Raw genomic sequence first — 19,267 nt, forward strand, 5'->3', positions numbered from 1 at the left:
GCAGTAACAGGAGGCCAATATGAACGAACATACGAAACCGACCGGCAAATGTCCGGTCATGCACGGCGCCAATACCGCCATTGGCAAGTCCGTCATGGACTGGTGGCCGAACGCGCTGAACCTCGACATCCTGCACCAGCACGACGCCAAGACCAATCCGATGGGGCCGAGCTTCAACTATCGCGAAGAGCTGAAGACGCTGGACGTCGAGGCGCTGAAGGCAGATCTGCGCGCCCTGATGCTGGACAGCCAGGAATGGTGGCCGGCCGACTGGGGCTCCTATGTCGGCATGATGGCGCGCGTCACCTGGCACGCAGCCGGCTCCTACCGCGTCACCGACGGCCGTGGCGGCGCCAATACCGGCAACCAGCGCTTTGCGCCGCTGAACTCTTGGCCGGACAATGTCAACACCGACAAGGGCCGCCGCCTGCTCTGGCCGATCAAGAAGAAGTACGGCAACAAGATCTCCTGGGCCGACCTGATCGCGCTCGCTGGCACCATGGCCTATGATGTCGCCGGCCTGAAGACCTTCGGCTTCGCCTTTGGCCGCGAAGACATCTGGCACCCGGAAAAGGATACCTACTGGGGTGACGAAAAGGAATGGCTGGCGCCCAGCGACAATCGCTATGGCGATGTCACCAAGCCGGAAACGCTGGCCAACCCGCTGGCGGCCGTGCAGATGGGCCTGATCTACGTCAACCCGGAAGGTGTCAACGGCAAGTCCGATCCGCTGGCGACTGCCGCGCAGATGCGCGAAACCTTCGCCCGCATGGGCATGAACGATGAAGAAACCGTCGCTCTGACCGCCGGCGGCCACACCATCGGCAAGTCGCACGGCAATGGCAGTGCTGCCAATCTCAGCGCCGATCCTGAAGCTGCAGGTCCGGAATTCCAGGGTCTCGGCTGGATGAACACCAAGGGCCGCGGTATCGGCCGCGACACGGTCGTCTCGGGCATCGAGGGCGCCTGGACCACCGAGCCGACCAAGTGGGACAACGGCTTCTTTGACATGCTGTTCAAGCATGAATGGACGTTGACGCACAGCCCGGCAGGAGCGTCGCAATGGGCGCCGATCACCATTGCCGAACAGGACAAGCCGGTCGATGTCGAGGATGCCTCGATCCGCGTCATGCCGATGATGACCGATGCCGACATGGCGCTCAAGGTTGACCCGATCTACCGCGAGATCTCGCTGAAGTTCAGGGACGATCAGGACCATTTCTCGGACGTTTTTGCCCGCGCCTGGTTCAAGCTGACCCATCGCGACGTCGGACCGAAGTCCCGTTATTTCGGCCCGGACGTTCCGGTCGAAGACCTGATCTGGCAGGATCCGATCCCGGCCGGCCGCACGGACTACGACGTCGTCGCGGTCAAGGCCAAGATCATCAACAGCGGCCTCTCCACCGGCGAGATGGTGGCGACCGCCTGGGATAGTGCCCGCACCTTCCGTGGCTCCGACAAGCGCGGCGGTGCCAATGGCGCCCGCATCCGCTTGGCTCCGCAGAAGGACTGGGAAGGCAATGAGCCCCAGCGTCTCGCCAAGGTTCTGGCGGTTCTCGAAGGCATTGCTGCAGAAACCGGCGCAAGCCTTGCCGACGTCATCGTTCTGGCCGGCAATGTCGGCGTCGAACTGGCGGCAAAGGCTGCAGGCTTCGAGATCAGCGTTCCCTTCGCGCCGGGCCGTGGCGATGCAACCGCCGAACAGACCGATGTGGATGGCTTCGCCGTCCTCGAGCCGGTCGCGGATGGTTTCCGCAACTGGCAGAAGACCGACTATGTCGTCAGCCCGGAAGAACTGTTGCTCGATCGCGCACAGTTGCTTGGACTGACCGCTGCCGAACTGACAGTGCTGATCGGCGGCATGCGTGTCATCGGCACCAATTACGGCGGCACGGCACACGGCGTGTTTACCGACCGCGTTGGCGCCCTGACCACCGACTTCTTCGACACCCTGACGGACATGGCCTATACTTGGGTCCCGACCGGCAGCAACAGCTATGACATCCGCGAGCGCAAGTCCGGCGCGACCAAGTACACGGCGACGCGCGTCGATCTGGTGCTCGGCTCGAACTCGATCCTGCGCTCCTACGCCGAAGTCTATGCGCAGGACGATAACAAGGAAAAGTTCGTGACGGACTTCGTTGCGGCCTGGACCAAGGTGATGAACGCGGACCGCTTCGACCTCGTGTGATTGCTCGCTTGGTGCTTGCCGCCCTCTTTCGAGATGGCCCAAGCATCAGGCGTACCCAAGGTTGTTATTTGTAGAATGTCCCGATGGCCGAACACACGCGGCCAAAGGATGCGAAAAAGGTCAGCGCCCGCCAGCGCTGACCTTTTTTGTGTTTGCCCCCTCAATTGCGGATGCCGCATTGGTTGCGTTAACCTTTTGGGCAGGTGCGTTGCTTATTGGCTTTGTATGAGTTTGAAGGGAGCCGGTGGGTACACCGGTTGAAATGTCGATGATCGACCACAATGAAAAACCGCGCATCCGTTTACGCAAGAAGCCCCAGCAGGAACGCAGCATCCAGCGGCTGGAAGCCATCATGGCCGCAAGCATCCGCCTGTTGACGGAAAAGGGCATTTCGGGCCTGACCATGAGCGAGATTGCCGTGCAGGCAGGCATACCCATCGGTTCGCTCTACCAGTTCTTCCCGGAAAAGGCGGCGATCATCCGGGCGCTGCATGATCATTTTAGCAAGTCGATCAGCGACACCACTACCACGGTGTTCCGTGGCGTGAAGACCCGCGAGGAGGCATGCGATCGTGCCGTCGTCGCGCTCGCAAAATTCCATGAGATATTCACCAGGGAACCGGTCTACCTATCGATGTGGTCGGCCACATTGGCTGACCCTGATCTGAAGCAATTGGTCGCGTCCAACCATGATGTACTGATCACGGCCTTTCTTGCCGATCTCGGAGATCTGGTGCCAGCCGAGGATCAGGAGCGCATGCGCGCCAGCCTGAAGTTGCAGATCCTCTCCAGCGGAGAAGTCATTCGCTTCATTGCCGGACTGCCGGAAGAACAGGCGCAGCTTCATCTTGGCCAGTGGCAGAGATTCGTCAAGGCGACGCTTTTTGCCGTGTAGTTGATGCCCAGCGCTTACCAGCCGGGAATCATATTGCCGGCTCTCAGCCGCGGGTAAAAGCGTGAATAGGCCTTGGATTCTCCATCCAGGTCATCCTCCACTTGCGCCGGCGTGATGTTGTCGAGGCACGCAGTGATGTGGTCGGTGATGGCGTTCAACAGTGAGGTCGACAGGCCGGGACGTTTCATCAGGCCGATCTGCACCGGTGGGAGTGGTGGAAATCCGTCGGCAGCTGTCAGAACTTTCATACCTGTCCGGAGCGCCGATTCCGGCAGGATCGACACAGCCATGCCGGCAAGCACGGCAGCGGCAACCACGGTCGACGACCAGCTGGTAAACAGGATCTGGTACTCACGCCCGTCGGCATCCAGCGCTGAACAGGCCAACTGCCGCCACTGGCAGTCACGGCGCCCCACGGCCAGTGGTACCGGCGCATTTTCCCGCAACGGATGGTTTGCCGACCCGACCCAGCACAGTGGCTCCGTGCGCACCACATCCGACTGGCGCAACAGCGGATTGTGGGTCACCAGCGCGATGTCGAGCTCGCCCTTGGCCATTTTCTCGGCGAGATCGACCGAGGGTTCGCAGACGATATAAAGCTCGACATTCGGATGCGTCTTGGCAAAGCGCCCGATGATCTCCGGCATGTAGCGGTCGGCATAGTCGTCTGGCGTGCCGATGCGCAGCGTTCCCTCAAGCCGGTTGTCATCGAATGCGGCAATCGCCTCGCTGTTCAGCCGGATGATCCGGCGCGCGTAATTGAGCAGCTTGTCGCCATCGACCGACAGCCTGTTGCCGCGGCCATCCTTGATGAAAAGCTGCTTGCCGACACGCTCTTCCAGACGGCGCATCTGCATCGAGACGGCGGACTGGGTCTTGAACACGCGGCCGGCCGCTTTGGTGAAGCTGCCGGTATCGACAATGGCGATGAAGGTCTGAAGCTGATCGATATCGAGGGGTGCCGACATGACAAGAGCATCCATAAGTGTTGTTGATGCTTATCATTAGAAACATTCGTTGGACTGATCAATATCCTTTCGACATTCTCGGTCTTGCAAATCGCATTGACCGAAATCGGTCGCTCAGTTTCAACCCCCAACCTCATGACCTTTCCGCGCCTGCGGCAAGGACGCTTTTCCTCGTGCCAAATCGGAAGGATGATTGCCATGCGCACGACTGATCGGATCCTCGACCTCGACCTTGCCACCCCACGGCCGACGCTTGCCGCGCGTCTTACGGCCTGGCTGGTGAGCCTGCGATCCCTTCGCTCTGCTCTACGCAATCACCGCGCTGCGAACCGCCTGATCGAACTGGATGAAAGGCTCCTGAATGACCTCGGCCTCAGCCGTGTCGACATTCACGAAGTCCTCAATCTGGTCAGTTATGCGGACGATCCTTCGCCGCATCTGAAGCGCATTGCGCGTCGCCGGTCCGAGAATTCATTGCGCGGGGTTCGCGCCGAGTGACTTTTCCCATCCCCGCAGGGTGATAGCCAATAGCCCTGCATTTTGCCCGGTCCTGAACGAGTTCAGACCGGGCTTTTTTTCTGCCGAGAAGGGCCTGCCCCCAGCAAACTTGAGCGGCAAATCTGCCCAGCAAATCTGCGCGACAATCAGGCGGGAATTTACGCCTTTTTCTCCGGCGGAGCATCGGTCTCGCCCTTGCTGGCGGAGAGATAGCTGTCGAAGATCTGTTCCATGCTCTTCTGGTAACCCTTCTGCACTTCAAGGCCGCTGTCGAACATCGAGTTCATCATCGCGGTGAAACTGGCCTGGTCGTCGCCTGCGGCCGGCTTGGGGTCTTCCTTGGTCGGCTGGGCGGCACTTTCCGCCGGTTTTCCGCCGGCTGCAGCGCCATAGGCTGTCGCCATGTCCTGAAAGGCCTTGGCGAACGGATTGTCGAAGAAGGGATTGCCGGCGCCTGCAGCGGCCTCCGGCTTCTTCGCCCCGCCCATCATCTCCTGAAAGGCCTTGGTGAACGGGTTGTCGAAGATATTGGCCGGTGGTTGCGGCTTGGGCTGCATGCCGGTGCTTTCCAGCCATTGCTGCATCATCTTGTTCATCGGCGAATTGGCAAAGGCGTCGGCGCCGGGGAACTGGCCGGTCGTCTGCTTGAAAAGGCCGCCCATGATGGTGTCGGCCATGGCCGGCATCATCTGCTTGAGCACATCCTGTCCAATGCCGGTGAGTTGAGCTGCCTGCGCAGCTATCGCCCGAGACACTTCCTTCGAGCCGAACAGCTGTTGCAGTACCTGATTGCCGTCGGCCACGCCCTGCGGCGTAAATGCCGAGCTCATGTCCTCGAAATACTTCGCGTAATTGCCGGACGTCATCGCCGAGATCAGGGTGGAAAAGTCGTAAGGATTGCTGGCGCTGCGTTTGAAACCCGATGCAAACGCCGGGGTGAGCGCCGCCATCGCTTTTGCGGCCTGCTCCTGGGCAAGCCCAAACTGTCGGGCCATGGCATCCATTGCCGTCCCGTTCTGCGCCTGAAGCATCATGTCGAACAGTGGCAGCATGAACGTTTTCTCCCCGGATACATGCAGATGGTTTCTGGCACTATAACCGGAAAAAACACTGCGCAAACCGGTTTTTACCGGTTTCGCCAAAGCAGGCATGTCATGCGGACGGGAGGGCCATCGCAGCCCCCTCGATCAATACTGGTATTCTTCGAAAACCGGATCGATCCGGCCGTTCCAGCGGCCGTTATAGAGCGACAGCAAGTCGTCGGCCAGGGTCGTGCCCTTGGCGATCACTTCGTCCAGCGGACCGAGGAACACGCTCTCGTCCTGGCCTTCGCCATTGAGGCGCGCACGCGACTTCAGGCCCTGCCGTGACAGTTCGACGACGTCACGCGCCACGTCCATCAGTGGCCGGCCGGCGACGCTGGCCTTCATACCCTGTACCGGAACGGTGTCGCGCATCAGCACCACGTCCTCGACAGTCCAGTCGGCGGTCAGTTCGTCGGCCGCAGCAAGGGCTGCATCATCATAGAGCAGGCCGACCCAGAAGGCCGGAAGCGCGCAGATCCGCCGCCATGGACCGCCGTCAGCGCCACGCATTTCAAGAAAGCGCTTAAGGCGCACATCGGGAAACAGCGTCGAGAGATGGTTGGTCCAGTCGCCAAGCGTCGGCTCCCATTCGGCCACCTCGCCCTTCAGAGCACCCTCCATGAACTGGCGGAAGGTGACATGGGTGCAATCGTGGTAGCGCCCGTCGCGCACGATGAAATACATCGGCGCCTCGATCGCCCAGCGCACATAGTCGCCGAAACAGAAATCCCTGGAGAAGGTGAAGGGCAGGACGCCGGCACGCTGGTTGTCGGTATCACGCCAGATATCGCCGCGCCAGGAGACGAGCCCGTTCGGCTTGCCTTCGGTGAACGGCGAGGACGCAAACAATGCCGTGGCCAGCGACTGCAGCTTCATCGATACGCGCATCTTCTGGCGCATGTCGGCTTCCGACGAAAAGTCGAGGTTCACCTGGATCGTGCAGGTCCTGTACATCATGTCGAGACCCTTGCTGCCGACCTTCGGCATGTAGCGGGTCATGATGTCGTAGCGCGACTTCGGCATGCGCGGCGTCTCGGCCAGCGTCCATTTCGGGCTGCCGCCGAGACCGAGGAAGCGGATGCCCATCGGTTCGGCGACATCGCGCAGCACGGCCAGGTGATGGTTCGATTCCTTGCAGGTCTGGTGCAGGGTTTCCACCGGCGCACCGGAAAGCTCGAACTGGCCGCCGGGCTCGATCGAGATCGCGCCCATGCCCGATTGTTCGCCGAGACCGATGATGTTCTCGCCGTCCATGATCGGATCCCAGCCAAGCTTTGCCTGCATGCCCTTCAAGAGCGCGGAAATGCTGGCATCGCCGAAATAGGGGACCGGGCTGTTGTCGGTGCGGAAAAAGGCGAATTTTTCGTGCTCGGTGCCGATCCGGAACGCCTCTTTCGGCTTGGAGCCGGCGGCCATATAGGCGGCCATGTCCTCAATGGAGCCGAGGGGTGTATCGTCGGTCGTGTCACGAGCCATGAAGGTAACCTTGTTGGGCTTTGTCGCAGGGCGCATAGGCCCATATGGACAGGTGATTGGACCGGAAATTTGTTGCGTGCAAGTGAAAAACTCTCAAGGCCTGCTCAAAAAAGAGAAACGGCATGCTCTTGAAATTGACGTTTGCAAACCCGCCTACCGCCAGTCGCCGATCGCCGCCTGCACGACGGCCATTGCCGCGACTGCCGCGGTATCTGCGCGCAGGATCCTGGGCCCAAGCGGGATGGCCGTAACGAAGGGCAGGGAGCGCAGCAACTGGCGTTCCTCGTCAGAAAACCCGCCCTCGGGGCCGACCAGCAGTGCCAGCGAACGCTCGGTTATGGCGGCAAGGGCCGGCAGCGGGTTTTGCGTGCTGGCATCCTCGTCGCAATAGATGATCCGCCGCTGCGAAGGCCAGCGCTCCAGCATGTCCTTCAGCTTCACCGTCGGCCTGACGGTCGGGATGGCCAGGATGCCGCATTGCTCCGCTGCCTCGACGGCATTGGCCTGCAGCCGCTCTAGACTGCCGATCTTGCCCTGCACATGCCGGGTGATCACCGGCTGCAGCATGCCGGCCCCCATCTCGACGGCCTTCTGGATCAGGTAGTCCATCCGGCCGACCTTCAGCGGTGCAAACAGGAAGTGCAGGTCGCAATCGGCAGGCTGTGGCCGTGTCTCTTCGACGGGCGTCAGCAGGATGCGCTTGCGGGTCGGAAAGCTGACCCTTGCCCGCCATTCCCCATCGCGGCCATTGAAGACCAGTACATCCGTGCCCTCCTCGAAGCGCAGCACATTGGCCAGGTAGTTGAACTGCTCGGGCGTTGCCTCGAAGCCCGTTTCAGCCGCAAGTGACGCGGTGACATACAGTCTCTGCATCCGGTAGTTGGCGCGCATGAAAAACCCTCAGATATGGCCGAAAAACAGCGAAATGGCACCGTAGAGCAGTGCGGCCAGACCGGCTGAACACGGCACTGTCACGCTCCAGGCGGCGATCATGGTGATGAAATACGAACGGCGAACCAGACGGCGGCGACCGACTTCATCCGGATCGCGTTCGGCAATCTGTTCATCCTCGGCTTCCCAATGGCCGAATTTCTCCCGCAGATATGCGATGCGACGCTTTGAGTTGCGGATATACCATTCGCGGTACAGGCCGACGCCGAACACGGCACCGATGGCGATATGGGTCGAACTGACCGGCAAGCCGAGCGACGAGGCCAGAATGACGGTCACTGCTGCCGAAAGCGCGACGCAATAGGCCCGCACCGGATTGAGTTTGGTGATCTGCGTGCCGACGAGGCGGATCAGGCGTGGACCGTAGAGCAGCAGGCCGACGGCAATGCCGAAGGCGCCGATCAGCGTCACCCATGTCGGCGTCGCCCAAATCGGCGTCCCCATGCGCGCCGTGGCGGTATCTTCGCCGATCGCCTGGAAAATCGCCACCACCGGACCGATGGCATTGGCAACATCATTGGCGCCGTGGGCGAAGGAGAGCAGGGCGGCGGAAATCACCAGCGGTAGGCGAAACAGCTTGCGCAGCGACTGATTGCGGTTCTCAAGTCCTTCCGCCTGCCGCCGTACCAGGGGAATGGCGACGACCCAGCAGCCAAGGCCGACGCAGAAACCCGCGATCACCGAGTCATAACGCCCAAGTTCAAACACCTGGCCGATGCCCTTGACGGTCAGGTAGAGCGTGAACGCGCCGGCCATCAGGCCAACCAGGACCGGAACCCAGCGTTTGGCAGCGCCGATCTTGTCGATCCGGTAGAGGATGAACTCCTTGATGAAAGCGAGAAACAGGGCTGCCAGCCCGCCACCCAGGAGTGGCGATATGATCCAGCTTGCCGTGATACCGGCGAGCGCGCCCCAATTCACCGAGTTCATCCCGGCCGCTGCAATGCCGGCACCCATGACGGCGCCAACGATGGAATGTGTCGTCGAGACCGGTGCATTCAGCCATGTGGACAGGTTGATCCACAGCGCCGCGGCCAGCAGCGCGACAAGCATGGCGGTTGCGAAGTCTTGTGGATTGCCGACGGCTTCAGGAGCCAGGATGCCACGGGAAATCGTCATTACCACCGTGTCGCCGGCAATCACCGCGCCGGCGATTTCGAAGATGGCAGCCATCGCGAGCGCGGCACCGATCGAGATCGCCCGTGCGCCCACCGCCGCGCCGACGTTGTTGGTCACGTCATTGGCGCCGATATTCATCGCCATATAGCCGCCGAGAACGGCAGCAGCGACCATGATCACTGCTCCGGGACGATCGCTGACATAGATGCCGGCCAGGGCCATGACCAGAACCAGAAAGACCAGTCCGAGACCGAAGGGCAGCACGCGCCGCGACAGATGCTGCGCGGCTTCCTCGGCATAGGTGATCTTGTCGAGATCCTTGTCCAACGTCGGCTTGGACAGTTTGGGCTGCGCTCTGGGTGGCGGTTTCAGGTCGGGCTTGGTCATGTGCTGCTTTCCTTCGGATGGAATGACCCGATGTCTTGCCATCCGAGGCATTGAGGTATGATGCGGGGCCGCGCGTCGTCTATCGACGACGCAGGCGCGCATGTGATCTCCTTGCGTAAGCGCAAAAAGCCGGAGGTTCAATAAGGCGGAGAATGTTGTTCTGGCCTATTCTGCGGCGTTGATCCGGCTGCGCGCCGCACCCCGGTTGATCATGTCCTGCTCAAACGTATGCAACAGGACCTTCAGTTCCGGTTCCTGCACGCGCGATGACGCTTCCTGGCAGTTCACCCATTCCATCCGGCGCATGCCCTTTTCCGGAAAGTCGTCGAGCATGTCCTTGACCTGAAGTGCATGAACCTGCACCCTGCACAGGATCTTCAGTCCGCCATCCATGCGTTTGTGATAAGTATAGTAGCCGATCGGTTCCTTGCATGCCTTGCCCTTGACGCCAGCCTCCTCGTAGGCCTCGCGTTCGGCAACGGCATGGGCCTTCTTGCCTTCCATTGGCCAACCCTTCGGGATTACCCAGCGACCGGTGTCGCGGCTGGTCATCAGAAGCACTTCGAGATCACCGTTCTTCTTACGCAGCCGAAAGCATATCGCCGCGAACTGCTGCCTGAGCGGTCGGCGGAACATGAGCTTCAGATCGGATGCCATACGGCGCAAAATAGCCAAAAATCCTATACCTTAACTTTCTAATATGAATAAGACACGATAACGCGACAAGATGAAGACGTGGCAGCAAAAGCAACAGGTCAATACACAGATTCGTTCTGCTAACAGCTGCAGACCAGACGAGGTCACCGTCAAGCGACATGTCATGACGCAACTGACTAAGTTTGGTTGTTTGCACGCAAGTCCAGGCAGGCGCAGTCAAAGCACCTGCCAATGACGCAAGCCTTCGATCACGCCGGCCGCGCAGCGACCTTGCGTCTGGACGATATGTGGATTGGCCTTCGCGAGGCTTGCGAGTTCGCCAAGCGCATTGCCCGGCATGATTCCGCGCACGCACGGCAGCTCGAACATGGCGCGATCATTGCCGGTATCGCCGGCAACGACCACCTCGTCCAGCCCGATCGCCAGCCTTTGGCAGAGCCAGGCCAGTGCCTGCCCCTTGTCCGCCAGAACCGGGATCACGTCGAGATCGCGGTTGCTGGAATAAATGACCCGGGCGGAATGCCCCTCATCCTGCAACAGCCGCTCCAGCTCCGCCAGCATTTCGGTCGTCGCATCGTGCAGAAACCAGCTCGATTTCAGTCCGTGCTGGAAACGTTCCGGCTGGCGGCTGAGGTGGCCGAGGCCAGACAACAGCGTTTCGATCCGTGTGCTGTCGAAGTCGCGCCCAAGCGCGCCGGAATAATGTGGCGCAAGCATTTCATCCTCTGCCGCATGCATCATCGTGCCCACGCCGCCAATGACGAAGTCCGCGGTCGGCAGTCCTTCCTCTGAGGTGAATTCCAGGATGTCCTCGACCAGGCGTCCGCTATTGTAGACGAGCAGCGGACGGGTCTTTGGATCGAGCGCATCCCAGAGCCTGGCAAATTCCAGCGTCGACCGGCAGTCGCCGGCAAGGGTGCCGTCGAGATCGGATGAAAAAAGCCGGATCGGTTTCAATCGCCGTCGTTCCATGGTTCGGCCCAGTCGCTTTCTTCCAATGCCTGCGCCACCGGACGCCCCTCGACCAGCGCCACCAGCTGCTGGGCGATGCCCGTCCAGGTGAACAGGCTGCGTGCCTTGTGCGCGCCCATGCGCGACAGACGGTCGTAGAGCCGCGGATGCTTGAACGGCTTCATCATCGTGATGCCGAGATCCTCCTTGTCGAAGGGATCGGCAAACAGCGCATGGCGTCCATAGCTCACCGCCCGGAACAGACCGCCATGTACCGTGATCACGGTCGGCGTTCCGCTGGCCATAGCCTCGATCGCGGTCATGCCAAAGGGTTCGTAGCGGCTGGACAGCACGAACATGTCGGCCGCGCGGTAGTAGTCCGGCAGGTCGTCATCGGCGATGAAGCCGGAGAAGTCGACGCGCTCTTCCAGCCCGTATTGCTTGACCTTCGCATGCAGCTCATCGAGGATTTTCTGTTCCTGCGGATCAAGGTTTTCGCCGCCAAGCGCCAGATAGAGCCGCGCATCGGGAATGCGGCTCGCCATTACGGAAAACCCGTCGATCAACAGGTCATAACCCTTGTTGGTCGCCAGCCGGCCTAGCGCCAGCACCACTGTACCCTCGAAACCGAGCCGGTTGCGGATCATCTGCCGCGACGCGTTGGAGACCGGATAGAAGCGGTTGTCGTCATAGCCCGGCGGGATCATGTGCACTCGGTTGCGTGCCACGCCGTAGTCCTGCGTCAGCATGTCGAGCTGGATCGGCGTCGTCGCCACGACCAGCTGGCAGCTGCGGTAGATGATCAGCTCGTGCTGGATGCGTTCCTTGAAGTTGAATTCGGTCTCGAACTTGTCGGCCCGCTCCGGATAGTCGGTCTCCATCTGCCGCTTCTTCCACATGCCGAGCGAATGCGGCGTGTGAATGTGCGGAACGCCCAATGCCTCCGACAGGCGCTGGCCGGCCACGCCTGCATCCCAGTAGTGGCTGTTGATGAACAGATAGGACAGGCCCTCGCGCTTGATGTAGCGCAACGCCTTCTCGTTCCATTCGTTCAGATGGCGATGGAGATATTCCTTGGGAATGAAGTCACGGCCGCCACAAGGGATGCGCACCACGCGCACATTGTCGTCGACAATGTCGATTTCCGGCTGATCCTCAAAGCGGCGCGTATAGATGTCCACCTGATGGCCGAGCTGCGCAAGCTTCTTGGCCAGTTCCAGAACATAAACCACCTGTCCGCCGGTATCGGCTGCGCCAAGTGGCGGGTGAGCGGCCACATAGCCATGGGTGGAAACAAGCGCGATACGCGGCGTCTCCTGCGGGTCGATATGTTTTGTCATGGTCCCCACTTGGAAAATCTGTTCGTATGAAGCGGATAGACAACGCGCATCATACGCAAAAGTTCCAAGTTATGAGATTAAAATTTCAGAAAATGGCAGCCGATGCGGTATTTGACGGCCTAAGTCGCTGAAACAAGCAACAAAAAACTATCGCCGATGTGGCCGCTGTCAACGCTGATCCGATCGCCGGCAGAGTGTTGGCCCTTGGATCCCGGCTCGGGATCAGTCGTTTTCCGGCTTGGGCTGCAGAGCGTTGCGCTGGCTTCGGCCGGACGGCTGATGGCCCTCGCGGCGGATCATGCGCAGCTTGGAAACCCGGCTCCACTCGTCTGACCGTGCTGTCTCGGCTGCCGCCTGCATGACGAAATCGATATGCGCCTGCGCCGCCTGTTTGGCTAGGGCTGCATCGCCGGCAAGAATGGCGTCATGGATCGCGATATGTTGCTCGAGAAGCCGTTCACGGGCATTGGCCAGCGAGAAAACGGCCCGGCGGTTGAAGAGGATGCCCTCGGACAGCAGCCGGTAGCAGGCACGCATCGTGTGCAGCAGGATGACGTTGTGTGCCGCTTCGCCAATGGCATTGTGGAATTCGACATCGGCCGCAAGTTCGCCTTCGGGCTGGCCGATCTCATGTGCCCGGCGCATGTCGTCGATGATCCGCGACAACAGCGCCTTGTCGTCCTCTGTCGCCCGCCTGGCGGCAAGCTCTGCCGTTAGTCCTTCCAGTTCGCGCCGGTATTCCAGATAGTCGCGGGTCGCCCGCGCATGTCGGGAGATCAGGTCGGTGATCGGCTTGGAAAACACCTGGCCGATGATATCGGCAACGAAGGTTCCGCCACCGTGGTGACTGACCAGCAGGCCGCGCGCCTCCAGTTCTTTCAGCGCCTCGCGCAGGATTGGCCGGGAAACGTCAAGCGATTGCGCAAGGTCGCGCTCGCCGGGCAGCCTGTCGCCATCGCGAAGCACGCCGTCGAGGATCAGCAATTCCAGCTGGTGCACAACTTCGTCGGCCGTCCGGCTATGGCTCACCCCTGCGAACAGCCCGTCATCCTTGTCGCTCATTCGCGTCTCCTTTTGCGCGTTTTATCAAGCTGCGGCGCAATTGGTCAATTTATCGATCCACTTTGTTCGTGGCGGAAACGCGACACCTGTTCATTGCTTGCGAGGGCTGTGACGATTGGGCCTTTGCCGGAGGTCCCTCCCGCTGCTACGTCTTCAGATGACGCAATGGGAGACGGATGAGTGGCGAAGGGTGATTTTGCATTTCCGCTGGCTCCGGACCGGGCCTTGGCGCTCGGCGAGATTCATGCGCGGCCCTATGCGCTGGTCAAATCCGGCCGGGTAATCTTCCAGCTCGCTTTCATGACGGATGGCGGCGCGGCTGTGCATCATGCCGCGATCGCCGAGCTGTCGCGCGGTCGTGGCATCGCGCCACCGGAGCGCCAGGCCCGCCATCACCAGTTGGCCTGGGGGCAGGGCACCCTGCGCTGGGAGCGCCACACCGAATTTTCCACCTGGTTCTGGGATGGCCCGGCGCCGGAAAAATTCGGTGGCGACGTGCCGATCCATCCCTTCGGCGATGGCTTCACTGCACCGGGTCCGCTGATTTCCGGCATCAGACTGGAACTGCGTCCCGACGGCCCGGAAATCGCCGAAGCCAAGGCGGCGTTCGATCCCGCCAGCCTCTGTTACAGCGAGTTGAAGAACGGTCAGGCGGCGGTGCTGACCGACTTTCGCCAGGACGGCAATGGTCTGACCCAGATCTTGGTCATCGATCGCGGCATGACCGAGGCCGGCCGCGGCGCGCTGGTGCAGCGCCTGCTCGACATCGAGACCTATCGCACGACGGCGATGCTCGGCCTGCCGCTTGCCCAGACGCTGTCGCCCGAGATCCGCCGCATCGAAGACGGCCTGACCGCCGTGACCCAGCGCATGAAGGCCCATGCGCGCGAAGAATCCGACGAGATGCTGGCCGAGATTACCCGCCTTGCCGCTGAGCTGGAGGCCAATGCCGCGCTCAGCCTCTATCGTTTCGGCGCCAGCCGCGCCTATGACGGCATCGTGCGCGAGCGCATCAAGACGCTCGACGAGACGCCCGTTCCGGGTCACGAAACCCTCGGTTCCTTCCTCGAGCGGCGCCTAGCGCCTGCCATGCGCACCTGCCAGTCGATCGAGGAACGCCAGGCCAACCTGTCGCGCAAGCTGTCGCGCGCCACGGGTCTTGTGCGATCCTGGATCGACGTCGAACTGGAGCGGCAGAATTCCGATCTGCTGACCACGATGAACCGGCGTGCCGAAATGCAGTTGCGCCTGCAGCAGACGGTCGAAGGCCTCTCGGTTGCTGCCATTTCCTACTATGTCGTCGGCCTGATCGGCTATGCGGCAAAGGCCATCAGCCACGACATCCTGCCGGTCGACCCGGCGGTGATCACCGGCGTGTCCGTGCCGTTTGCCGTGCTCGGTGTCTGGTGGGTGGTGCGACGTATCCGGAAGAGCCACGAAGACGAGCATTGAGACCCGGGGACTGCGTGGGAACGCAGCCTTGGCCATCCGGGGTGCAGATTGTCGCGACGCGTGGCGACATTGAAGGATCGCATGGTTGGGATCGCATGGTTTTCCGTGCCGAATTTGCTTGCCCGTCTTTGCCGGGCAGCCGATATAGGGGGCAATGGCAGGAATGATGTAAGCGGACTAGATGGCTAGGCAGACACGCGCGAAATTCGACAAGAAGGGCCTGTCCGGCCTTGGCCTCGATAAACTGGTCGAGATCCTGCTTGAGGAGGCGACGGCCAACAAGGCGCTGAAGGCGCGGCTGTTGACGGCGCTGGCGGGCGAGACCGGTCCGCACGAAATGGCCCGCCTGCTCGACAAGCGCCTCGATGCCTATGACCAGGCGGTGACGCGCATCAACAATGCCCGTGCCAAGGATATGGCGGTCGAATTCGCCGGTCTGTCGCGCAACATCCTGTCGGAACTCGGCGCTGCCGATCCGGTCGGTGCCGCCGAGCGGATCCTGCGGTTTCTGGCATTGCGATTCCCGATCTCCGCGCGGCTGGTGTCGGACAATGCAAGGCTCTGGAAGGTCTTCGATGAGACTGAAGTCGCCGCCGCCGAATTGATCGGGACGATCGCGCCCGAAGAACAGGTGCTGCTGGTGCCGCAGATCGAAAAGCTGCGGCTGCGGGATCGCTACGGCGAACACACCGGTTTCCTCTCGACGCTCACCGGCGTTCTCGCCAAGCCGGCTGCCGACACCTGGAAGGCGCTGCTGAACGAAGTCCTGCCCAAGGAGCCGCTGAAACTCGGGGCGCTGGATCTCTTGCAGGCGCTTGCCCTGCACCAGGGCGATCTCGACACATTGCTGAAGCTCGAAAACAGCAAGCCGGAAAACCGTCGCGACACGTTGGCCATGGCCGCACTCATGCATGCCGCCGGCCGTTTTCAGGACGCACTGGAATGGGTACAGCAACGCCCGAGCGGCCTGCGGCTTTTGCCGTTCAGGGGTGAACTGGTTTCCGTCGGTCCCGATTACGGTGCCCGCGAGCGCCGCTTGCTGGAGGCGGACATTCTCGAACGGCTGAAGCGCCGCGAGGATGCCCAGGCTTTGCGCTGGCGCGAGTTTTCCGAGACCTTCGATCCAGCCGTGCTCAAGCTCTATCTGTCCAAACTCGATGATTTTGCCGAGTTCGACGAGATCGACCGCGCCTTTGCGCTGGTCGAGAATGCCAGCGATATCTATGCCGCGTTGGAGTTTTTCGTCACCTGGCCCAAGCTCGATCGCGCTGCCGCCCATGTGCTGCGCCATGATCATCGGTGGGAAGGTCGCTATTTCGAGGATCTGGCGCCGGCGGCGGAAGCCTTGGCAGATCAGCAGCCGCTGGCGGCAACGGTCCTCTACCGCACGCTGATATCAGATATCCTGCGCCGCGGCATCGGCGTCGCCTATCCCCATGCCGCCCGCTATCTCGTCGAGCTTGGCCGGATCGCTCCGCATCTGCCGGACGATGCAAGGCTCAAGGATCACGAGGATTTCGTCGACGACCTTCGCCGCAACCATCCGAAGAAGCACGGCTTCTGGAGCGCGGTTCCGGGTATCTGGCCCTAAGCCGGACGGCGCCTGCCTCGTCTCTATTGTGTAGGTGGATGCTTACCGATCCCAGTAGGGGTTTGGTCCGTAGAGTTCGGCCACATAATCGATGAACAGCCGTACCTTGGCCGGCAGGAACTGACGGCTCGGATAGACTGCCGACAGCGCCACGTTGCGCGAGCTTTCATAAGCCGGCAGAACCTGAACCAGTTTCCCGGACTTGAGTTCCAAGCCTATATCCCAGGTCGAGCGCAGTGCGATGCCGAGCCCGGCTATCACCGCCTCGCGGATAACCTCGCTGGAATTGGTGGTCAGCATGCCTTCCGGGCGCAGCGTGACGGGTCCGGTCGGCCCCTCCAGCCGCCAGGCTTCATGATTGTGCGCCGGCAGGCAGCGATGCCGTTTGAGGTCTTCTAGCGTCACCGGCTCGCCGTGTTCCGCCAGATAGTCCGGCGAGGCGCAGAGGACGCGGCGCACCGGCGCCAGCCTGCGCGCCACCAGCGAACTGTCGTTCAGTTCGGCAATGCGGATCGCGAGATCAAAGCCGCCGCCGACAATGTCGGTGAACTCGTCGGAGAGCACGAGATTGATTTCCAAATCCGGATGCGCCTGCATGAACGGCTTCAGGTGCGGCGCGACATGCATGCGGCCGAAGGAGGTTGGCGCCGAGATTTTCAGCGTGCCATTGACCTCCGACGAGCGCCCGGAGGCAAAGGCTTCCGCCTCTTCCAGTCCGCCAAGCACGGTCAGCACCCGCTCGTGGAAACCCTGGCCTGCTTCCGTCAGCGAGATCTGCCGTGTGGTGCGCTGCAGAAGCCGGGTGCCGAGCTTGTCTTCCAACCGCTTGATGCGTTTCGACACGACGGCGGGCGACAGGCCGAGATCGCGCGCGGCTGTCGACATGCTCCCGGCTGCTATGACGCGAACGAAGACTTCAAGATCGCCAAGATTTGTCATGAGTGAATGCTACTTTTTACCAATTTGTCATAAGTGCATAGCATTTGCCGTTCGCGATTCAAAATGGTAAGTATTTTTTACCAGTTGGTGCATGTTGAGGATCCGGCGGCGCGGGACTACGGTGGAACAAGGGAGTATCAGCATGTCCGAAGCCATCGCCTTTTTGCCACCGCAGGAAGCCATCCTGTCACGCCGCGCCGAAATCCTCGCCGATCTCGCCGAGTTTGTTCCGGCCGGACGACTGGTGCACGAGCCCAATGCGCTGGTGCCCTTCGAGACCGATGGTTTCATTGCCTATCGCCGCAGGCCGCTCGCCGTCGTCCTGCCGGAAACCACCGCTCAGGTCGCAGCCGTGATGCGATACTGTCATCGTCATGCCATCCCGGTCGTGCCGCGCGGCGCCGGCACCTCGCTGTCCGGCGGCGCGATCCCGCAGGAGGATGCCGTCGTGCTCGGCCTGTCGGCGATGAGCCGCATCCTCGACATCGATTTTGCCAATCGCACGGCAACCGTGCAGGCCGGCGTCACCAATCTCAACATTTCCGAGGCCGTCGGTGCCAATGGCTTCTTCTATGCCCCCGATCCGAGTTCACAGCTCGCCTGCACCATCGGCGGCAATATCGCGATGAATTCCGGCGGCGCCCATTGTCTGAAATACGGCGTCACCACCAACAACCTGCTCGGCGTCAGGCTGGTGCTGGTCGATGGCACGGTGATCGATCTTGGCGGAAAACATCTCGATGCGGAGGGGTATGACCTGCTCGGTCTCATCTGCGGCTCGGAAGGCCAGCTCGGTATCGTCACCGAAGCGACCGTGCGCCTGCTCGCCAAGCCTGAAGGCGCGCGCCCGGTTCTCTTCGGCTTTGACAGCGCCGAGGCCGCCGGCTCCTGTGTCGCCGACGTCATCGGCGCCGGCATCGTCCCGGTCGCCATCGAATTCATGGACAAGCCGGCGATCGAGATCTGCGAGGCCTTTGCCAAGGCCGGCTATCCGCTCGATGTCGAGGCCCTGCTGATCGTCGAGGTCGAAGGCTCTGAAGCGGAGATGGATGCGATGTTGCTATCCATCGTCGAGATCGCCAGGCGCCACGGCGTCAAGACCGTGCGCGAATGCCAGTCGGCAACCGAAGCTGCGCTGATCTGGAAAGGCCGAAAATCGGCCTTCGGAGCCACCGGCCGCATTGCCGACTATATCTGCATGGACGGCACGGTGCCGCTCAGCCAGCTCGCCTATGTCCTGCGCAAGACCTCCGAGATCATCGATCGCTACGGCCTGCGTGTCGCCAATGTCTTCCACGCCGGCGATGGCAATATGCACCCGCTGATCCTCTACAATATCAACGATCCCGAAGACGCCGCCAAGGCCGAAGCCGCCGGCATGGAAATCCTCAAACTCTGCGTCGATGCTGGCGGCTGCCTGACCGGCGAACACGGTGTCGGCATCGAGAAACGCGACCTGATGCGCCACCAGTTCGCCGAGGTCGATCTCGCCCAGCAGATGGCCGTACGTGCCGCTTTCGACGCTGCCTGGATCCTCAACCCGTCCAAGGTCTTTCCGCTGGAGGGCAGGTCGTGATGGTGGCTTCGATGGCGCACCCCCCTCTGCCCTGCCGGGCATCTCCCCCACAAGGGGGGAGATCAGATGGAGCAGCGCCTTGCAGACGTCAGACGCAGACGACGCAAACGAGGGTGACTTGCGCCATGG

At 61.4% G+C, this 19,267-nt stretch carries 16 protein-coding genes; 6 read left to right on the forward strand and 10 right to left on the reverse strand.

Going from position 1 to position 19,267, the window contains the following annotated elements; all coding sequences use genetic code 11:
* Positions 1-19: 19 nt before the first annotated feature.
* Together katG and PDO_RS17850 are read left to right on the forward strand one after the other, a co-directional pair.
* A complete protein-coding gene (katG, locus tag PDO_RS17845) occupies positions 20-2,191 on the forward strand; it encodes a catalase/peroxidase HPI (protein WP_007605253.1) in 2,172 nt (723 codons plus the stop codon).
* A 244-nt stretch (positions 2,192-2,435) separates the two neighbouring features.
* Complete coding sequence (locus tag PDO_RS17850; RefSeq protein ID WP_007605256.1) at positions 2,436-3,086, forward strand: TetR/AcrR family transcriptional regulator; 651 nt, start codon at positions 2,436-2,438, stop codon at positions 3,084-3,086.
* A gap of 14 nt (positions 3,087-3,100) precedes the next feature.
* On the opposite strand, the gene PDO_RS17855 is transcribed toward PDO_RS17850, so the two are convergent.
* A complete protein-coding gene (locus tag PDO_RS17855) occupies positions 3,101-4,054 on the reverse strand; it encodes a LysR substrate-binding domain-containing protein (protein ID WP_007605258.1) in 954 nt (317 codons plus the stop codon).
* A gap of 198 nt (positions 4,055-4,252) precedes the next feature.
* Between PDO_RS17855 and PDO_RS17860 the strand changes: the two genes are divergently transcribed.
* Entirely contained in the window at positions 4,253-4,552 is a 300-nt protein-coding gene (locus PDO_RS17860; protein ID WP_007605260.1) for a DUF1127 domain-containing protein, read from the forward strand.
* A gap of 158 nt (positions 4,553-4,710) precedes the next feature.
* Here PDO_RS17860 and PDO_RS17865 read toward each other — a convergent pair whose 3' ends face one another.
* The 8 genes from PDO_RS17865 to PDO_RS17900 form a co-directional block, all read right to left on the reverse strand.
* Entirely contained in the window at positions 4,711-5,604 is an 894-nt protein-coding gene (locus PDO_RS17865; RefSeq protein ID WP_007605263.1) for a DUF937 domain-containing protein, read from the reverse strand.
* A gap of 135 nt (positions 5,605-5,739) precedes the next feature.
* Complete coding sequence (locus PDO_RS17870; RefSeq protein ID WP_007605265.1) at positions 5,740-7,113, reverse strand: glutamate--cysteine ligase; 1,374 nt, start codon at positions 7,111-7,113, stop codon at positions 5,740-5,742.
* A gap of 153 nt (positions 7,114-7,266) precedes the next feature.
* Positions 7,267-8,004, reverse strand: a complete 738-nt coding sequence (locus PDO_RS17875) for a 16S rRNA (uracil(1498)-N(3))-methyltransferase (RefSeq protein ID WP_007605267.1) — start codon at positions 8,002-8,004, stop codon at positions 7,267-7,269.
* A gap of 9 nt (positions 8,005-8,013) precedes the next feature.
* Entirely contained in the window at positions 8,014-9,570 is a 1,557-nt protein-coding gene (locus tag PDO_RS17880) for an inorganic phosphate transporter (protein WP_007605269.1), read from the reverse strand.
* 165 nt (positions 9,571-9,735) lie between these two features.
* Entirely contained in the window at positions 9,736-10,227 is a 492-nt protein-coding gene (locus PDO_RS17885) for an NUDIX hydrolase (RefSeq protein WP_007605271.1), read from the reverse strand.
* Positions 10,228-10,443: 216 nt separating this feature from the next.
* The gene (locus tag PDO_RS17890; protein WP_007605272.1) at positions 10,444-11,199 is read right to left on the reverse strand and encodes an HAD-IIB family hydrolase; all 756 of its coding nucleotides are present in this window, start codon (positions 11,197-11,199) and stop codon (positions 10,444-10,446) included.
* Positions 11,181-12,518, reverse strand: coding sequence for a glycosyltransferase family 4 protein (locus PDO_RS17895; protein ID WP_007605275.1), 1,338 nt, complete (start codon positions 12,516-12,518; stop codon positions 11,181-11,183). Before PDO_RS17895 ends, PDO_RS17890 begins: the two co-directional genes overlap by 19 nt.
* Positions 12,519-12,740: 222 nt before the next feature.
* Positions 12,741-13,580 (reverse strand): FadR/GntR family transcriptional regulator, encoded by an 840-nt coding sequence (locus PDO_RS17900; RefSeq protein ID WP_007605277.1) that lies wholly within the window; start codon positions 13,578-13,580, stop codon positions 12,741-12,743.
* 180 nt (positions 13,581-13,760) lie between these two features.
* On the opposite strand from PDO_RS17900, the gene PDO_RS17905 reads away from it, so the two are divergent.
* Both PDO_RS17905 and PDO_RS17910 read left to right on the forward strand, forming a co-directional pair.
* Positions 13,761-15,032, forward strand: a complete 1,272-nt coding sequence (locus PDO_RS17905) for a DUF3422 family protein (RefSeq protein WP_007605279.1) — start codon at positions 13,761-13,763, stop codon at positions 15,030-15,032.
* A 181-nt stretch (positions 15,033-15,213) separates the two neighbouring features.
* A complete protein-coding gene (locus PDO_RS17910; RefSeq protein ID WP_007605281.1) occupies positions 15,214-16,623 on the forward strand; it encodes a DUF6880 family protein in 1,410 nt (469 codons plus the stop codon).
* 42 nt (positions 16,624-16,665) lie between these two features.
* On the opposite strand, the gene PDO_RS17915 is transcribed toward PDO_RS17910, so the two are convergent.
* Entirely contained in the window at positions 16,666-17,562 is an 897-nt protein-coding gene (locus PDO_RS17915; protein WP_007605282.1) for a LysR family transcriptional regulator, read from the reverse strand.
* 142 nt (positions 17,563-17,704) lie between these two features.
* Between PDO_RS17915 and PDO_RS17920 the strand changes: the two genes are divergently transcribed.
* Positions 17,705-19,138, forward strand: coding sequence for an FAD-linked oxidase C-terminal domain-containing protein (locus PDO_RS17920; protein WP_007605284.1), 1,434 nt, complete (start codon positions 17,705-17,707; stop codon positions 19,136-19,138).
* Positions 19,139-19,267: the final 129 nt, after the last annotated feature.

Origin of the sequence: Rhizobium sp. PDO1-076 (assembly GCF_000247475.1) — a bacterium.
In the GTDB taxonomy this organism is placed as follows: Bacteria; Pseudomonadota; Alphaproteobacteria; order Rhizobiales; family Rhizobiaceae; genus Allorhizobium.